This window comes from Massilia sp. BKSP1R2A-1, from assembly GCF_050586525.1.
GTDB lineage: Bacteria > Pseudomonadota > Gammaproteobacteria > Burkholderiales > Burkholderiaceae_D > Telluria.
The window spans coordinates 269333-283787 of the sequence record NZ_JBOBRE010000004.1 but is presented as its reverse complement, the minus strand read 5'-3'; the positions used below and the strand labels follow the sequence as shown (position 1 = coordinate 283787).

Here is a 14455-nt window from a genome sequence, read left to right as displayed (position 1 = left end):
TGTCGCTTCCGTCTCCACGAACGTTAGGAACCAGAGCAAATGAAAAACTATGTCCAGAAGGGCAACACGGTCAGCGTGATCGCACCGTACCTCGTGTCCAGCGGCCAGGGCGTGCTGGTCGGTGCGCTGTTCGGCGTCGCCGCCCACAATGCGGCGCAAGGCGCGTCGGTCGAGATCGTGCGCAAGGATGTGTTCGACCTGGCGGCGGTCACGGCCGACACGGCAGCCCAGGGCGCGAAGATCTACTGGGACAACACTGCCCGCAAGCTGACCACCACTGCAACCAACAACACGCTCGTCGGTTGTGTTACCGAGGCGAAGGCCAACGGCGACACCACCGCCCGCGTCCTGCTCGACGGCGTCACCCGCTAATCGGTCCGCCGTGCTTTTCGCCAAACTCGAAGCGGTTACCAACGCCTCCGTCCTGAATCACCTGGCAAACGTTCAGGTGGCGATCGGCGGCGCGGTAGTGCCGGGGATCTTCCGGAACCCTTCGAGCGTGGCCCAGCTGGGCGGCGGAGCAGCCGATACCAGCCCGACCCTGACTGTCGCGTCCAGCGCAGTCATGGCCGAGCCAGCCGACAAGACCATCGAGATTGCCGGCATCCCTTACGTGATCGGCGCCAGTTCGCCTGACGGTACTGGCCTGACCGTCCTGACCGTGGAGCGTGCGCAATGAGCACCGCATTTTCGAAAGTGGTCAGCGCTGTCATGGCGGCCCTGTCGACGAGCCCCGCCGTATGCAGGGCTATTTACCGCGCCCGCGCCACGGCGATTCCAGACCAGGACGATGAGGCCATCAGCGTGCAGTGGGACCAAGGCTTGCCCAGGGCGGGCGTCATCACTGGCGCACCGGTCGACTGGCAGACCCGGATTAGCGTCGACTGCTATGCGCGCAGCACGCGCGAGTCTGGCGACGTGGCCGTTGACCCGCTGCTCGAGAAAGTGTACGAGCGCCTGGCTGCCGATCCAACCCTCGGCGGCATGGTTGACGACCTGGTCATCGCCGGCATCGAGGCGGAGAACACGGCAGACGGCAAGAAGACGGGGTGGGTTCGCCTGACCTATGTCGCTGAGCACCGTACCGAAAATTTACTTTTGAGCTGACATGAACGCAACGAACACCCTGAACAAGCGTGCCATTCCGCCAATGCCTGGCGGCGGCTCGTGGACTTTCGACGAAGACCAGTGGGCGTGGATCCCCAATGATCCGGCTACCGCCCAAGCCCCTGTCACGGCCGCTAAGGTCGATGCAGTCAACGAACCGGCCGCCGCCTCGGCCACCCACCAGGAGTAACTCATGGCACGCAGCATCAAGAACACCATCGTCACCGCCAAGGTGGAAGCCACCGTAGGCGTGGATGCCTTGCCGACGGGCGCCGAGAACGCGGTGCTCGTATCGGACGTGAGCATCACGCCGCTGGAAGCGCAGGCTATCGGCCGCAATCTGATCCGCGGTTACTTCGGCGGCAGCGAGCAGTTGGTCGGCCCGAGCAGTGTCAAGATCTCGTACACCGTCGAACTGGCAGGTTCCGGCACTGCCGGGACTCCACCGGCCTGGGGCCAGCTGCTGCAGGGCTGCGCTGTCGCGGAAGGCGTGCTGGCGACGCCGGCCCGTGTGGAATACATGCCGGTGTCTACCGGCCTGAAGTCGCTGACCCAGTACTACTACGACGACGGCGTCCTGCACAAGGCGCTGGCGTCGATGGGTAACTGCACGCTGTCGGCCAAGGTCGGCGATCGCCCCGTGCTGCGCTTCGAATGGACTGCCTTGGATGGCGGTGTCGCCGCCGTGCCGAATGTCACGCCGACCCTGACCGCATGGAAGAAGCCGGTGGCCATGACGAAGGCCAACGTGGTCGATGTCACCTTCGGCGCGACCTACGCCGCCGGCGCGCTGACCGGCGGCACGACCTACAACAGTACCGGCCTGGAGCTCAACTTTGGCAACACGGTCAACTTCACCCCAATGCTGGGCACCGAGACCGTTGACATCACCGACCGCGAATCGACGGCCACGCTCGAGATGGAGCTTACTGCCGAACAGGAAGTCGCGCTGATGGCGGACGTCAAGGCCAATCTCACGAAGAGCGTGGCCCTGACCATCGGCACCGTCGCTGGCAACAAGATCATCGTGTTCGCGCCGGCCGCCCAGCTGACCAACCCGCGCAAGTCCGAGCTGAACGGCAAGCGCCTGATCGGCTACGACCTGCGCCTGGTCCCGGTCAACGGCAACGACGAGTGGCGCATCGTCGTCCTGTAACCCATCCACAAACTCAATTGTAAGGAACCGCCATATGACATACGTACTGAAAAAACTGAACAAGCTCCCGGTCCGCGTCAAGGGCACGCTGCCGGGCGAAGACGGCAAGCCGGTCGAGTTCGACTTCACCCTGCATTGCAAGCGCCTGTCGCAGGAAGAGATCGAAGCTGTGCAGTCCGACAAAGACGGCTCGGTCAAAGACTTCCTGCGCACCAACACGGAAGGCTGGCAGGACGTTAAGGACGAGGGCGGCGCAGCCGTGATCTTCAGCGCCGAAGGCCTGAACGAGATGTTGAGCGCCGCTGGCATGCCCATGCTGTGCTTCACCAGCTACATGAAGCAGATCGCGGCCACCGCAAAAAACTGATCAAGGCCGTGCGCCTGATGGCGCGCGGCGAGCTTCGCTTCGGCGAAGAGGCGAACAAGGCCGAGCGGCACGTCAACGAGGCGCTTGCCGCCTTCGGACTGTACGCCGTCGATGACCGGGTGCTCGATCAGGACGAGTACTGGCTGTGGCCCGAGAACGAAGAGGCATTCCACCTGTGGGTGGGCCTGCAAACCCAGTGGAATGTCGGCATGGCCGGCGCCTTCGGCCTGAACTACCCGGGCGTCGAGACGTGCATGCGCCTGCGGGACTACAGCCGGAAGAAGCGAGTCGAGCTGTTCGCGATGGTGCAGCTGATGGAACAAGCATGCCTTGAAGAGTGGGCAGAGAAACGGAAAGGCTAGGTAGGGCGATGGCTGGAACACGTGCAACTATCACTGTCGGTGTTGATGGCGCGCCAGAGAGCCGGCGCAGCATCGACAGCGTTGCGGACGCAATGCGGCGCATGAACGCGGAGTCGCTGGAGCGTGTCTCGGGCCAGCTCGGCGCCCTGAACGACCGAATCGGAAGCATCCGGTCGACTATTGGCAGCTTCATTGTTGCCGACATCGCCCTACGAGGATTCACCTCCCTCAGCGACAAGATCGGTGCGACGCTCGACAAATTCGGCGACTTGGACGACACGGCGCAGCGGACAGGGGCTAGCATTGAAAACCTGTCCCGGCTGCAGAAGGTGGCTTCAGTGTTTGGAGCGGACTTCAGCACGGTTGGCGGCGCACTGGCAAATCTGAACAAGGGCCTGTCCGGCGCAGACGATGAGTCCAACAAAGCCCGGAAGGCGTTGGCATTCCTGGGCGTCTCGGCGCGCGATAGCGCAGGCAAACTACGCGAGCCAGGCGAACTGATGATCGAGGTCGCCAAGCGGCTCCAGAACTACGAGGATGGTGCGGGCAAAGCCGCGCTTGCCAACGACCTGTTCGGAAAGTCGGGACGCGAGCTCCTTCCGTTCATGGGCGATGTATCGGAGTCCATCGACGATTTCTCCGCGACTTCTAACGAAGCTGTCGCGCAAGCTACCGCTCTGCAGGATCAGTGGGGAAAAATGCGAGAACGCTCGGATGAGCTTTTCGCCGGCATCGTGGTGTCCGGTCTGCCCGCCATGACAGATTTGGCAGATGGCATTACGGATGTAATGAAGGCACAGCAAAACCTTGTCGCCAGTGATGCATCCAGTTGGGCAGAAGACATGGCAGTAGGCGCGGCCCGCCTTATTGATGTCGTGGTGTTGATTCCGCGCATCATGTCTGCTGTCGGCAGCAGCTTCAAAGCGGTGGGCGCGGATATCGAGTATGTAGCTACCGCTGCTGTCGAGGTGGCAAAACTCAAAAACCCAGCGAACGTTGCCTTTGAATTTGCTAAGGGGAATGATCCACTTGCAAACATTAAAAAGGCACTAGGCGACCGGAATAAAGTAGTTGAAGACGCGAACGCGCAGTACGAGCGGCTTTGGAATCAGCCGGCAAATCAGTTTGAGCAGGCAGTGCTTAAGCGGCTGTCTGACCGCAAGGGCGCAGCGGAACCGCCAATGCCTCCCGGGAATGACAGACCCCTTGCGGACTATTCCACGGGAAAGGACAGCGACGGTGAGGCTGCGGAGAAGGCAGCCGAGGCCTACCGCAACCTTGTTGAGTCGATCAAGGCCAAGATTGCCCAGTCCCGCATCGAAGCAACCGTCGGCAAAGCAGCGACAGCTGCTCAGCAGGAACAGATTCGTTTGGACGAGCAAATCGCCACCGGCAAGCTGAAGCTGGGCGACCAGCAGCGCGCGGTCGTCGACGGCCTGCTGCAGGAGCTGGCGGCTACCAATGAGGTCATCGAGTCCAACAAGCGCGCTGCCGAGGGTGCGGTCGCTATGCAGAAGATTCGTCAGGAATGGCTGGACTCGAATGCCAAGGCGCTCTCCGACGCGACCGAAGAGGCAGTGCGGAACGAAGCGCTCGCAAGCACCTTCGGCATGACCAAATCCGCCATCGAGCAGATGGAGCTCGCTCGCCTCAAGGACCAGTTCGCGCAGCGCTCGTCGCTCGGGTTGACCCTGGAGGAGATCGAACACCTTGAAAAGCTGATCGCCGCGAAAGAACGCAGTGCGACGGCCCTCGTCGCAGTCGATGCCGGCGAAGCGGCCAAGAAAGCGGGCGAGGACCTGGATAAGTTCTTGGACCCGACCAAGGCCCAGACCTTCGGTGAGGCACTCAAGGGCGCATTCGGCACCGCGGGTGATTCGCTGACCCAGCTCGTCAGCAAACTCGACGCGTACAGCATCCGCCAGGCGGAGGTCGACAAGGCCCGCAAGGATGCCGCCATGAGGTTCGCGAACGATTCGAAGGGCTACGCCATGGCGTCGGAAGCGATCTCGCGCAACGAGCTGCGCAGCCGCGTCACCGCCTATGGCGACATGGCCACTGCCGCCAAGGGATTCTTCTCCGAAGGCAGCAAGGGCTACCGCACCCTGGAGACAGCCGAGAAGGCCTTCCGCGCGTACGAGCTCGCCATGGCCGCCGAGGGACTGGCCAAGAAACTGTTTTTCAAGGAAGCGGAGGTGGCGGCGCACACGACCCTGAACGCGACCAAGCTGTCCGGCGAGGCGGCCACGACCGCAGCGTCGACGGCCCTGGCCGGCACCGAGGCGAGTGCCTGGGGCATAACCGCCGTCGTCAAGGCGATCGCCTCGCTTCCGTTCCCGCTGAACCTGGCGGCCGGCGCGGCGACCATGGCCGCCGTCGTGGCGGTCGGCGCGAAGCTGGCGGGCAGTGTCGGCGGCTCGGGCATCAGCTTGTCGCAGTCTCGCCAGGAATCCCAAGGCACGGGCAGCGTCTTCGGCGATTCCGGCGCCAAGTCGGAATCCATTGCACGCTCCCTTGAGCGTGTCGAGGAAAACACCTATCAGGGCCTGGCCATCAGCATGAGCATGCTGAGCGCCCTCACGTCGATCAAGAACAACATCGGGTCTTTCTCGGCGCTCGTCGTGCGCGACACCAACATTACCGGCAAGGCCCCTGTCTCCGGTCTGGGGCAGGGCAGCGCCGAGGAATTCTGGAGCTCGGACAAGGCCAGTTTCCTGCAGGGCGGGTTGCTCGGCGTGGCTCTCGACAAGATCACCGGCGGCTGGCTGAGCAAGACCACTGGCAAGATCATGGGCGCGATCTTCGGCGGCAAAACCACGTTGGAGGACAGTGGCTTTACAGCCGACAAGACCACGCTGGGAGCCATCGCCAGCGGAGGACTGAATGCCATGAGCTACGCCGAGATCAAGAAGGATGGTGGCTGGTTCCGCAAGGACAAAACCAGCACCCAGACGAATGGCCTAGGCGAGGACGCGAACCGCCAGATCGCCAAGGTGTTGCTTTCCCTGTCCGACAGCGTGCACGAGGCCGGCCTTGCCCTCGGCCTGCCGGCCGATACCTTTACCGACAAGCTCGACGCTTTCGTGGTCGACATCGGCAAGATCAGCTTCAAGGACATGAAGGCCGACGAGATCGAGAAAACCCTGCAGGCGGTATTCTCGAAGCTGGGCGACGACATGGCCCAGTTCGCGGTCGGTGGCCTCGAGCAGTTCCAGGAGGTTGGGGAGGGCTACATGGAAACCTTGGTGCGCATTGCGCAGGGTTACCAGTCGGTTGATGTCGTCATGCAGTCGATGGGCATGACCTTCGGCATGATCGGCACCGATTCCATCGCGGCGCGGCAGCGTCTGCTCGATCTGTCCGGCGGGCTGGAAAAGTTCGTACAGAGCAGCGAGCAGTTCTTGAAGGACTTCTTCACCGAGCAGGAACAGGCCGCGGCCTTGAAATCGCGTATCCAGCCGATCCTCGGCCAGTATGGCCTGTCCGCTTCCGGCGAAGATGCTACCAAGAACTTCCGCGACTACTTGGTAAAGGTTGATCCTTCCACCGAGGCCGGAGCCAAGGCCTTCGCCGAGCTGAGCAAAATTGCCCCGGCCCTTAAGCAGATCGCCGACGCCGAGCAGTACATCTACGACGAGCGTAAGGACCTGCAGGCCCAGCTGGACGAGCTGACGATGTCCTCAGCGCAGCTGCTGGCGAAGCAGCGTGATGCTCTGGACGAGAGCAACCGGGCGCTTTTCGACCAAGTGCAGGCGGCCACCAAGGCTGCGGCCTCTCTGGACGAGCGCAAGCAGATGCAGGAGCAACTCGACGAATTGACCATGACCTCAGCCGAGCTCCTTGGCCGGCAGCGTGACGCGTTGGACGAAAGCAACCGCGCGTTGTTCGACCAGGTCCAGGTAGCGAAGAAAGCCGCGTCGGTAGCGACCGAGCGGAAAGGGCTGCAGGAACAGCTGGACGAGCTGACCATGACGGCTTCGCAGCTGCTGGCCCGCCAACGTGATGCGCTGGACGAAAGCAATCGTGCACTCTTCGACCAGGTGCAGGCAGCCAAGGCCCACAAGGATGCGACTCAGAAGGCGTCGGACGCGATCCGTGCTGCTCAGGAAGCGGCTGCGGCATCAATGAAGTCCTTCGGCGACTCGGTTGTGGCAGCCATGGACCGCGCGACGAATTCGGCAAAGAGCATGCGGGACTTCGCAAATTCCCTCCTGCTCGGCAACCTGTCCACGCTCGACGCGGACGCGAAGTACCGGGAGGCGAAGCGCCTGTTCGAAGCAGCTGATCCTTCGGACACGAGGGCAGCGGAAGCCTTCCTCCAGGCGTCCAAAGACCGCGGCGGCGACTCGTTCTACTACGAAAGAGACTTCGCGGCAGTACAGGCCAAGCTGGCGGCGGGCGCAGCAGCACTAGACGCTTACGCGGCCAGTCTGCCGGATTTCTACCGCGGTTACGTCGCCATGCTCAATTCAGCGGCCGTGGTAACGCCGGCCGCCGCGTCGCTCCAGCAGGGCAGCATGTCGAAATCGTCGGCTCAGCAGGCTGACGTATCTCGAGTAGAAGCGAAAGTTGATGCGCTTATTGAAAAGCTTGGCGGTTCGATGGAGCAGGTGGCAAGCAGCACATCGCAGCTCGCCGAACAGTTCGACCGGGCTTCGGGCGGAGGTAGCAAGCTCAGAACGGAGGCAGCATGACCGCACCAGCGTGCTTCATCTCGCCGCTGTTGATCACGGCTGCAATGATCACCAGTACTTCCGCCGTCACGAAGCTGCCGGGCGAGTCGGACTGGGTCGCCACCGGTGACTATGCCCTTGGGCAGGTCGTCTACCGGCCGTCGCTCGGGCGGCGATTCGAGAACTTGAAGCCCGGGGTCAATTCGTCGCCACCGGAAGATGCTCTCGATCGCTGGTATGACCTCGGGACCACCAGCAAGATGTCGATGTTCGATGACAGCCCGGGTACGCAATCGATTTCGCCCAACACGCTCACGCAGGTGTTCCGACCGGGGGCATTCAATGCGATGTACCTGGCTGGACTCGACGGCCAGACTCTCTCGGTGATCGTGAAGGACCAACCTGGCGGCACCATCATCTTCGAGTACCAAGGCTCGCTGGAGAAGTCCGAGGCCTCTGACTGGTGGGAGCACTTTTTCTCCCCCCTGCGGCCCCGCACTGAATTCACCGCGACTGAGATTACGCCATACGCGTCCTGCGAGGTAACCATCACTGTGGTCAATACCGGAGGCGTGGCGCGCATTGGAATCGTCTCGATTGGAGATCTCGTTTCTCTAGTCGGCATAGCCGAGAGCGGTGCCCGTGTGAAGGCACGGACTCTTTCCCGAATCGATTCGGATTCGCGCGGCAGGCCAACAAAGCAGCAAGGTCGTAATGCACGAGATCTGACGTTCACGGTCACTGTCCCGCTTGATATGGCCGAGACGATCGCTGATGCGGTTGATGAGGTCATGAATGTGTCATGCGCAGTGATGGCAACTGATATTGACTCGCTGCGTGTGGGACGTACCTTTGGCCTGATTGGCTATGACCTCACCCTGCGCTCCAACGATGCTGTTTTCAATTTCTCAGTACAAGGGACTAACGTCTAATGCCTACTACTCCACCACCCATTACGCCGGCACCGCCAGCACCAATTCGCCACGAGAAGGCCACGTTCTCGGATCGTGTCGACGACTTTGTGACCTGGCTCGTCGCTGTGGTCGCGCAGTTCGCCGCGCTCGCCTTGAATGTCTTCAACAACGCGAAGGAGGCATTCGACAGCGCTGTGGCGGCTGCCAACTGGGCCGGGCTGGCGTCGGGCAGCGCAGCTGATTCGGCAACCTCCGCAACAAACGCATATCAGTCCGTGATCGCGGCCGCAGCCGCAGCGAACGCGTCACCATGGGCCAGCGGTACGACCTACCAGCAATTCACGTGCGCGGTCAGCAAGGTCAACTTCAAGGTGTACCGAAAGACGACCAGCTCAGCCACAAACAGCGGTGGAGCGACCGATCCGGCCAACGATCCGGCGAACTGGCAAGCGACGGGCCTGACGTCTATGCCAGGCGGGAAGCGGACGTCGAATACCATGCTGAGGGTGAATGACCTTGGCTCGTACATTGAGCTCAGCGGGACCTTTACCCAGACGTTCGATTCGCCTGCGCTGCTCGGCGATGGGTGGTGCGTCTGGCTCAGGAACACGGGAACCGGGGATATCACGATCCCGTCGTCCGACGGCAGGACGAACTGGATCATGTACCCAGGGGAGGGGCGACTCTTCCAGTGCGACGGCACGGCTATTCGATCGATGGTGATCCGCAACTTCTACAAGAAGTTCACCAGCACCCAGAACTTCATCAAGCCGCCAGGCTACTCGCGGTTTGACGGCAGGCTATGGGGCGCCGGCGCAAGCGGGTCGATTAGCACGCAGCAAGCCTACATGGGCGTCGGCGGCAGCGGTGGAGCAGCGGCTCAACCCTTCTCGATGCCGGCGGCTGTGTTGGCTGATACGGAGTTGGTAACGATTGCCGCTTCAGTGCCAGGCATTTCCGCTTCCGGAGAGTCTACTGTAAGTGGAACGGCCGGCGGACAGTCATCGTTTGCCGGGTACATCGCTCTAGGAGGACAGCCAGGCACATATAGTGCCGATGGTAATGGCGAAGGCTCGGGTGGCGTTGGCGGACTCAATACTTTCGGTCTGAGTGAGTTTGCCGGCGGAAGAGGAGGTCTTGGACGAATTCTCGGTAGTACACCGGGTCAGTCGACCCTCGTTGGCGGTGCTGGAAGCGGCGGCACTGTCGGTACAGGCGGCACAGCCGCATCAGGTACCTCGAAGGTTGGCGGTTCTGCTGGCGCTTCAGTCGGTGCCTCGAGCGCAACTCTAGTGACTGCCGGAGATGGCGTTGCCCCAGGTGGAGCTGGTGGCGCTTGCCGCGTAACTCACCCAAGCGGCGGAGTGGCCTCTGGCAAATCGGGCGCCGGTGCCCGCGGTGAAATGGAAATCTGGGGAGCAATCTGATGCGCGCACATGTGATCGAAGACGGGAAGATCATCAACACCATCGAGATCGAGCGTCTCGACCTCATCCCGGGCCTGCAGTTGGTCGACGCGGACCTTGTTGGCGGGGCCATCGGCGACGACTACGATGGCGAAGCCGGCACCGCGCAGCCGCCGGCGCCGCCCGTTCCGAGCGAGGCCGAGACCATCGTCGCGTACATGGACGCCGTCCAGCAGCATATGGACGCGACAGCCCGCGCTTTCGGCTACGACGACTTGATCTCGGTCGTCACCTATGCCGAGGAGCCGGCCGTTGCCCGCTACCAGGCCGAGGGGCAAGCCTTCCGCGCCTGGCGCTCCGCATGCTGGGCAAACTGCGAGGCGATGCTGGCCGCCGTGAAGACTGGTACCCGGCCGGCGCCGACGCACGAAGAACTGATCGCCGAGCTGCCCGAGCTGGGCATCGAGTATTCCGGGCCGTTCGCCCAGGCAGCCTGACGGCTCCGCCCTACCCTTCCAGCCCGCTTTGGCGGGCTTTTTTTTACGTCTATCGAAATAGTCTCAACTTTCCTAGAAATGAGACGAGCCCAACGGGAAACTGTGGACTTCTAGGCACTCTCGATTTCCCTGAAAGGTTCCATGTCCAAGATCAGCGCGCCCGAAGCGGGCAGCTATGCGGGCGGCATCGTCTCCGTCGGTGCGTCCCTGACGCTGACCGAAATCGGCGTGCTCGTCGGTATAGCCACAGCCCTCCTGACGTTTATCCTCAACGCCTGGTACACACGCCAGAAGAACGCGCGTGAGCAGCGCCTGGCCGACCTCGATGCTCGAGAACGCGAAGTGCGCCTCGCACAGCTGGAGGCCGCCAAATGACGCCTGCTTTCCTTTTGCGCACAGCCATTATCCCTGCCATGGGCGAGCTCGCTTTATGCGGCATCCCTGACACGCCCAATGCGCGCCGGTTCGTCCTGGCGATCGCGCTGCAGGAGTCCGGTCTTCGTCATCGGCGCCAGATCGTCGCCGGCGGCGCGGAGAATGGCCAGGCCTCCTCATTCTGGCAGTTTGAAGCCGGCGGCGGCTGCCGTGGCGTGCTTGAGCACTACCTCACCGCGTCGTGCATGCGCGGCCTGTGCAAGGACTTCAACGTCGTCGTCACGCCGCAGGGTCTATGGGAAGCGATGCGCTACCAAGACGTGCTGGCCGCGATCGCCGCGCGCCTGCTCATCTACACCCTGCCGCAGAAGCTGCCAACCACAGCCGAGGAGGGCTGGGCACAGTACGTCGCCGCCTGGCGGCCAGGTAAGCCGCACCCATCCACCTGGGCAAACGCTTGGGCCACCGCAACCGAAGCCATAAAGGAGTCTGCATGAAACGCATCCTCGCCGTCGCCCTGCTCGCCACCCTCGCTGGCTGCGCCAACCTCAAGTTCGAATGGAAGGCCAGCTACAAGACGGACAACTTGGCGCAGGACCTGAAGGAAGCTGGTAAATGAAAAGCCGCTTCCTGTCCGTGCTCGTCCTGATCCACGTAAGCGACAGCCTGAAGCGTCTGGCTTACCCACTGGAGTTTGAATCGGAGAGCCTGGGCCGCGTCATCACCGTGCCGGCCGGCTTCGAGACTGACCTAGCGAGCGTGCCGCGGCTGCCGCTGGCCTACCTGCTGTTCGGTGGGGTGGGAGACGCGGCGGCGGTTGTTCATGACTACGCCTATAGCGGGAAGGAGTCGATCAGCCGGGAGCAGGCCGACACCCTCTTCCGCGAGGCCCTCGCCGCCCTGGATGACGCCAGCACTACCGGCAAGTCGGGAATCACCAAGGCTGTTGCCAGCGGCTGGTTCTCGGTGCGCCGCGCTGCCATGTGGCTGGGGGTGCGCGTCGCGGGCGCGGGCCACTACGTCGCGGCGAGCTGACGATGGAATTCCACGCTATCACCGGCAAGGGTGTCGCGCACGTGTGCGACGTTCATCGCGGTCCGGAAGACCTTTCGCCACTGCAGATGATCAGCCAACAGGAGCTGACGCGCCTGCGAGCTGCTGAGACCGAGCTGGCGGCGTTGCGCCGGGACTTGGCCGCTTTACTCCACGCCTCGCCTCTGGGTTAAGCAGCACGCGCCGGGCCAGCTCGAGCGGCAGGCCAAGGCGGAACAGCACACTGGCGCCGGCGGCTGCGCCATGGGATGTTGCCACGTTCACAGCCAGGTCCACGAGGGTTGCCGTCAGGCGATCAGTTCGAATGTGCATCGCAGCAGGGTAGCAGCACCTCGGCCGCCCGACTTGAGCCAGATCAACGCTGCTACACTCCACCCATGTTCGGAAAAGTGAAACAGCTACGGCGCGCCGGCAAGCGCCTCTCTATGCACGATATACAGCGCGCTGACTACGTCGAGGGCGAGGTACGCGTGTACGGCCTGGCCGGCGCCATAGTGGCTAGCGTTAGCAAACCAGATTCCCAGGTCGGCGATTCTCTGCTGCCGGTGCTGTACGACGCCAAGTTGGTCAGCATGCACGGCACCGGGATGCTCTTCAAGGGCGAGGAGAGGCCCCAGGGCGACGCCGGCCCAGCCTACATCCAGGAGTGGTCAGTGATGGTGGAGCGGTAGCGATCATTCCGATTTCGCCGCTCCACAAAGTTGCTGAACGCCGCATGAATACTGATGTTTAAGCGCGCTTCCGGAAGAGTTTTGTGGAGCGGAAATCGCGCGCGAGGCCGCATGGTTGATGGTTTTTCCGTGCAACTTCCCAAGCTTACGCTTTCATCTTCTGCGTCGCTTTTTTAGCGCTTGGCTGCTTTCCAGGCGTAGAAGTGATCTTGAGGTCATCTTCAGTTTCTATAATATTTTTACCAAATTTGATGAGAATATCTCTGACAACGATCCCGAACGTTGCATCGGAGGTTATTTTCACCAGTACCTGCTCAATTGCCTCACGACTAGTGCAGGTATGTGAAACGTTTTTCCAGAATATTTTTACAGGATATCCTTCATCAGCTTGGAACCACTCTGCAAACTCGTGGACAGCAGCTCGGTCATTACTTGCAGTCCAAAGCAAGCAAAGGGCTTTGTAACGATGCGGACTCAGGATCGAGGCGGACGAAGTTTTTTTCTCTGTTTGTCGTATAAAGCTTCTTATGCCAACCCCAATCATTTGATCACTAAGTGACAACATCTGCTGATTCAGATCCTCGACAACTTCATCAATCTCGATCTGTTCATTCCGCGAAATCATCGCGGAGCTCAGCCCCTTTTTCAACGATGATAAAAAGTTGGTCATTTAGATTCTCTCCAAAACAATTTTTACTGGTAGATGATCGAATTTGGATGCTTTGTTGATCACCAGATCGGTATACGGTTGATAGTTTAGTATTTCGGTCGCTGATTCGACTAGGTGCCAATCAGAATGACCTAAAAAGGCAGCGGAAACGATAATTTGATCAAATGTGTGCCACTTGGAATAGAATCCTCCGCTATAAAAATATGAGCCACATTTTGTATCAACAGTTGAGCCGTGTGAATAGTCATCCTTTCCCCCTAATTTTCTCCAGAATGGATTGTATAGCAATGAGGGATTAGTCTTAACCAAGTGTCTGTCACGCGTTGACGCCAATCCATCTGTGAGAGAAACGTCAAAGGGCTCATCGTTAAAGTCACCCATCAATACTATTAAAGAGTTCTTATGCGCGTCCTGAGTAGATGTAAGAATTTGGTTGACTGATGATCGCAATGTCTTTCCTAGCATCAGTCGATTCGGATTATATTCATCTAAATATAAGCGGCTTGGCCAGTGGGACGCAAACACGTAGAGGGGGCGAACGTCCCCATCAATTTCAAAAATAAAAAGCTGGCCGACTTTAGTTGTTCTATTGAATTCTTCAAGAACTTCTTTTTGTTGTCCAATCAGCTTTAGCTTTTTACTGTTATAGACGATACACGTGTCGAAATTTGCTCTCCCTGCTTTGACAATTCCACTTTCCACAGAGTATCCAACCCGAGCAGCTTGCTTTGTGATTGTTGCCACATCGTTTTTCGAAAGTTCGCAAAGTCCAATGATGTCAACGTTCTGGTTCGACATCAAATCATCTAAGAGGGCATAGAAAACTTTTTTGTCTGAATCGGAGATCCGCCCATCCTTCGCTCTGGGCGGTGAGAAACTTGAGTTCAACCATACGACAGAAATTGTTAGTCCTGACATCACCTGACTTCGACAAAAACTTAGTTAAAAGCAATTTTACCCGAATTGTAAGCCAAGAACAATTGGCGTAGGTTTTTGCGTAGTTTTTTGATTTCGATCGAATGTTTCATACGGAAAAGTGCTGATGCATCATGAGAGTGTGCTGGTTTGGCCCTGTGAAGCAGGTGAGGAATGCTCCACAAAGCGATATCGACCCGCATGGATGCTAGCTTTCATGTGGTCTTAAGCGTGGATTTTGTGGGGCAGAAAAGTGCCGCTAACTGGCATGGTTAAGCTATTCTCTAGA

General features: G+C 60.1%; 19 protein-coding genes. 17 read left to right on the top strand and 2 right to left on the bottom strand.

Features of this window, described 5'->3' with window-relative positions; genetic code table 11:
- Nucleotides 1-39 precede the first annotated feature (39 nt).
- From ACQ7JA_RS08730 to ACQ7JA_RS08650, 17 genes are all read left to right on the top strand, one after another.
- Nucleotides 40-372: a DUF2190 family protein gene (locus tag ACQ7JA_RS08730; RefSeq protein ID WP_430896637.1), complete on the top strand. Its 333-nt coding sequence runs from the start codon at nt 40-42 to the stop codon at nt 370-372.
- Between the two features lie 10 nt (nt 373-382).
- Nucleotides 383-679, top strand: a complete 297-nt coding sequence (locus tag ACQ7JA_RS08725; protein WP_430896635.1) for a head-tail joining protein — start codon at nt 383-385, stop codon at nt 677-679.
- On the top strand, nt 676-1107 hold the full coding sequence (gene gpU / locus ACQ7JA_RS08720; protein WP_430896633.1) for a phage tail terminator protein: 432 nt from the start codon (nt 676-678) through the stop codon (nt 1105-1107). Before ACQ7JA_RS08725 ends, gpU begins: the two co-directional genes overlap by 4 nt.
- A 1-nt stretch (nt 1108) precedes the next feature.
- Nucleotides 1109-1297 carry a hypothetical protein gene (locus tag ACQ7JA_RS08715; RefSeq protein WP_430896631.1) on the top strand — a complete coding sequence of 63 codons (189 nt, stop codon included), beginning with the start codon at nt 1109-1111 and terminating at the stop codon, nt 1295-1297.
- A 3-nt stretch (nt 1298-1300) separates the two neighbouring features.
- On the top strand, nt 1301-2263 hold the full coding sequence (locus ACQ7JA_RS08710) for a phage tail tube protein (protein WP_430896629.1): 963 nt from the start codon (nt 1301-1303) through the stop codon (nt 2261-2263).
- Between the two features lie 34 nt (nt 2264-2297).
- Nucleotides 2298-2630 (top strand): hypothetical protein, encoded by a 333-nt coding sequence (locus ACQ7JA_RS08705; RefSeq protein ID WP_430896627.1) that lies wholly within the window; start codon nt 2298-2300, stop codon nt 2628-2630.
- A gap of 17 nt (nt 2631-2647) precedes the next feature.
- Nucleotides 2648-2992, top strand: a complete 345-nt coding sequence (locus ACQ7JA_RS08700) for a DUF1799 domain-containing protein (protein WP_430896833.1) — start codon at nt 2648-2650, stop codon at nt 2990-2992.
- Nucleotides 2993-3000: 8 nt separating this feature from the next.
- Complete coding sequence (locus ACQ7JA_RS08695) at nt 3001-7686, top strand: hypothetical protein (RefSeq protein WP_430896625.1); 4686 nt, start codon at nt 3001-3003, stop codon at nt 7684-7686.
- A complete protein-coding gene (locus ACQ7JA_RS08690; protein WP_430896623.1) occupies nt 7683-8597 on the top strand; it encodes a hypothetical protein in 915 nt (304 codons plus the stop codon). The genes ACQ7JA_RS08695 and ACQ7JA_RS08690 overlap by 4 nt, the downstream gene beginning before the upstream one ends.
- Before the next feature lie 89 nt (nt 8598-8686).
- A complete protein-coding gene (locus ACQ7JA_RS08685) occupies nt 8687-10006 on the top strand; it encodes a hypothetical protein (RefSeq protein WP_430896621.1) in 1320 nt (439 codons plus the stop codon).
- Nucleotides 10006-10482, top strand: coding sequence for a hypothetical protein (locus tag ACQ7JA_RS08680; RefSeq protein ID WP_430896619.1), 477 nt, complete (start codon nt 10006-10008; stop codon nt 10480-10482). Before ACQ7JA_RS08685 ends, ACQ7JA_RS08680 begins: the two co-directional genes overlap by 1 nt.
- 141 nt (nt 10483-10623) lie before the next feature.
- On the top strand, nt 10624-10857 hold the full coding sequence (locus tag ACQ7JA_RS08675; protein ID WP_430896617.1) for a holin: 234 nt from the start codon (nt 10624-10626) through the stop codon (nt 10855-10857).
- Entirely contained in the window at nt 10854-11354 is a 501-nt protein-coding gene (locus tag ACQ7JA_RS08670; RefSeq protein ID WP_430896615.1) for a hypothetical protein, read from the top strand. The genes ACQ7JA_RS08675 and ACQ7JA_RS08670 overlap by 4 nt, the downstream gene beginning before the upstream one ends.
- Nucleotides 11351-11476 (top strand): hypothetical protein, encoded by a 126-nt coding sequence (locus ACQ7JA_RS08665; protein ID WP_430896613.1) that lies wholly within the window; start codon nt 11351-11353, stop codon nt 11474-11476. The genes ACQ7JA_RS08670 and ACQ7JA_RS08665 overlap by 4 nt, the downstream gene beginning before the upstream one ends.
- Nucleotides 11473-11892: a DUF1353 domain-containing protein gene (locus ACQ7JA_RS08660; protein WP_430896611.1), complete on the top strand. Its 420-nt coding sequence runs from the start codon at nt 11473-11475 to the stop codon at nt 11890-11892. The genes ACQ7JA_RS08665 and ACQ7JA_RS08660 overlap by 4 nt, the downstream gene beginning before the upstream one ends.
- A gap of 2 nt (nt 11893-11894) precedes the next feature.
- Nucleotides 11895-12083, top strand: coding sequence for a hypothetical protein (locus ACQ7JA_RS08655; RefSeq protein WP_430896609.1), 189 nt, complete (start codon nt 11895-11897; stop codon nt 12081-12083).
- A 204-nt stretch (nt 12084-12287) separates the two neighbouring features.
- On the top strand, nt 12288-12581 hold the full coding sequence (locus ACQ7JA_RS08650) for a hypothetical protein (protein ID WP_430896607.1): 294 nt from the start codon (nt 12288-12290) through the stop codon (nt 12579-12581).
- A 145-nt stretch (nt 12582-12726) separates the two neighbouring features.
- Here ACQ7JA_RS08650 and ACQ7JA_RS08645 read toward each other — a convergent pair whose 3' ends face one another.
- Together ACQ7JA_RS08645 and ACQ7JA_RS08640 are read right to left on the bottom strand one after the other, a co-directional pair.
- Nucleotides 12727-13251, bottom strand: coding sequence for a hypothetical protein (locus tag ACQ7JA_RS08645; RefSeq protein WP_430896605.1), 525 nt, complete (start codon nt 13249-13251; stop codon nt 12727-12729).
- Nucleotides 13252-14169, bottom strand: coding sequence for an endonuclease/exonuclease/phosphatase family protein (locus tag ACQ7JA_RS08640; protein ID WP_430896603.1), 918 nt, complete (start codon nt 14167-14169; stop codon nt 13252-13254).
- Nucleotides 14170-14455: the final 286 nt, after the last annotated feature.

What these genes read in the sequence shown, in the direction of transcription:
- ACQ7JA_RS08730 (WP_430896637.1), top strand. Translation starts at nt 40, where the DNA reads ATGAAAAACTATGTCCAGAAGGGCAACACGGTCAGCGTGATCGCACCG.
- gpU (WP_430896633.1), top strand. Translation starts at nt 676, where the DNA reads ATGAGCACCGCATTTTCGAAAGTGGTCAGCGCTGTCATGGCGGCCCTG.
- ACQ7JA_RS08715 (WP_430896631.1), top strand. Translation starts at nt 1,109, where the DNA reads ATGAACGCAACGAACACCCTGAACAAGCGTGCCATTCCGCCAATGCCT.
- ACQ7JA_RS08710 (WP_430896629.1), top strand. Translation starts at nt 1,301, where the DNA reads ATGGCACGCAGCATCAAGAACACCATCGTCACCGCCAAGGTGGAAGCC.
- ACQ7JA_RS08705 (WP_430896627.1), top strand. Translation starts at nt 2,298, where the DNA reads ATGACATACGTACTGAAAAAACTGAACAAGCTCCCGGTCCGCGTCAAG.
- ACQ7JA_RS08700 (WP_430896833.1), top strand. Translation starts at nt 2,648, where the DNA reads ATGGCGCGCGGCGAGCTTCGCTTCGGCGAAGAGGCGAACAAGGCCGAG.
- ACQ7JA_RS08695 (WP_430896625.1), top strand. Translation starts at nt 3,001, where the DNA reads ATGGCTGGAACACGTGCAACTATCACTGTCGGTGTTGATGGCGCGCCA.
- ACQ7JA_RS08690 (WP_430896623.1), top strand. Translation starts at nt 7,683, where the DNA reads ATGACCGCACCAGCGTGCTTCATCTCGCCGCTGTTGATCACGGCTGCA.
- ACQ7JA_RS08680 (WP_430896619.1), top strand. Translation starts at nt 10,006, where the DNA reads ATGCGCGCACATGTGATCGAAGACGGGAAGATCATCAACACCATCGAG.
- ACQ7JA_RS08675 (WP_430896617.1), top strand. Translation starts at nt 10,624, where the DNA reads ATGTCCAAGATCAGCGCGCCCGAAGCGGGCAGCTATGCGGGCGGCATC.
- ACQ7JA_RS08670 (WP_430896615.1), top strand. Translation starts at nt 10,854, where the DNA reads ATGACGCCTGCTTTCCTTTTGCGCACAGCCATTATCCCTGCCATGGGC.
- ACQ7JA_RS08665 (WP_430896613.1), top strand. Translation starts at nt 11,351, where the DNA reads ATGAAACGCATCCTCGCCGTCGCCCTGCTCGCCACCCTCGCTGGCTGC.
- ACQ7JA_RS08660 (WP_430896611.1), top strand. Translation starts at nt 11,473, where the DNA reads ATGAAAAGCCGCTTCCTGTCCGTGCTCGTCCTGATCCACGTAAGCGAC.
- ACQ7JA_RS08655 (WP_430896609.1), top strand. Translation starts at nt 11,895, where the DNA reads ATGGAATTCCACGCTATCACCGGCAAGGGTGTCGCGCACGTGTGCGAC.
- ACQ7JA_RS08650 (WP_430896607.1), top strand. Translation starts at nt 12,288, where the DNA reads ATGTTCGGAAAAGTGAAACAGCTACGGCGCGCCGGCAAGCGCCTCTCT.
- ACQ7JA_RS08645 (WP_430896605.1), bottom strand. Translation starts at nt 13,251, where the DNA reads ATGACCAACTTTTTATCATCGTTGAAAAAGGGGCTGAGCTCCGCGATG.
- ACQ7JA_RS08640 (WP_430896603.1), bottom strand. Translation starts at nt 14,169, where the DNA reads ATGTCAGGACTAACAATTTCTGTCGTATGGTTGAACTCAAGTTTCTCA.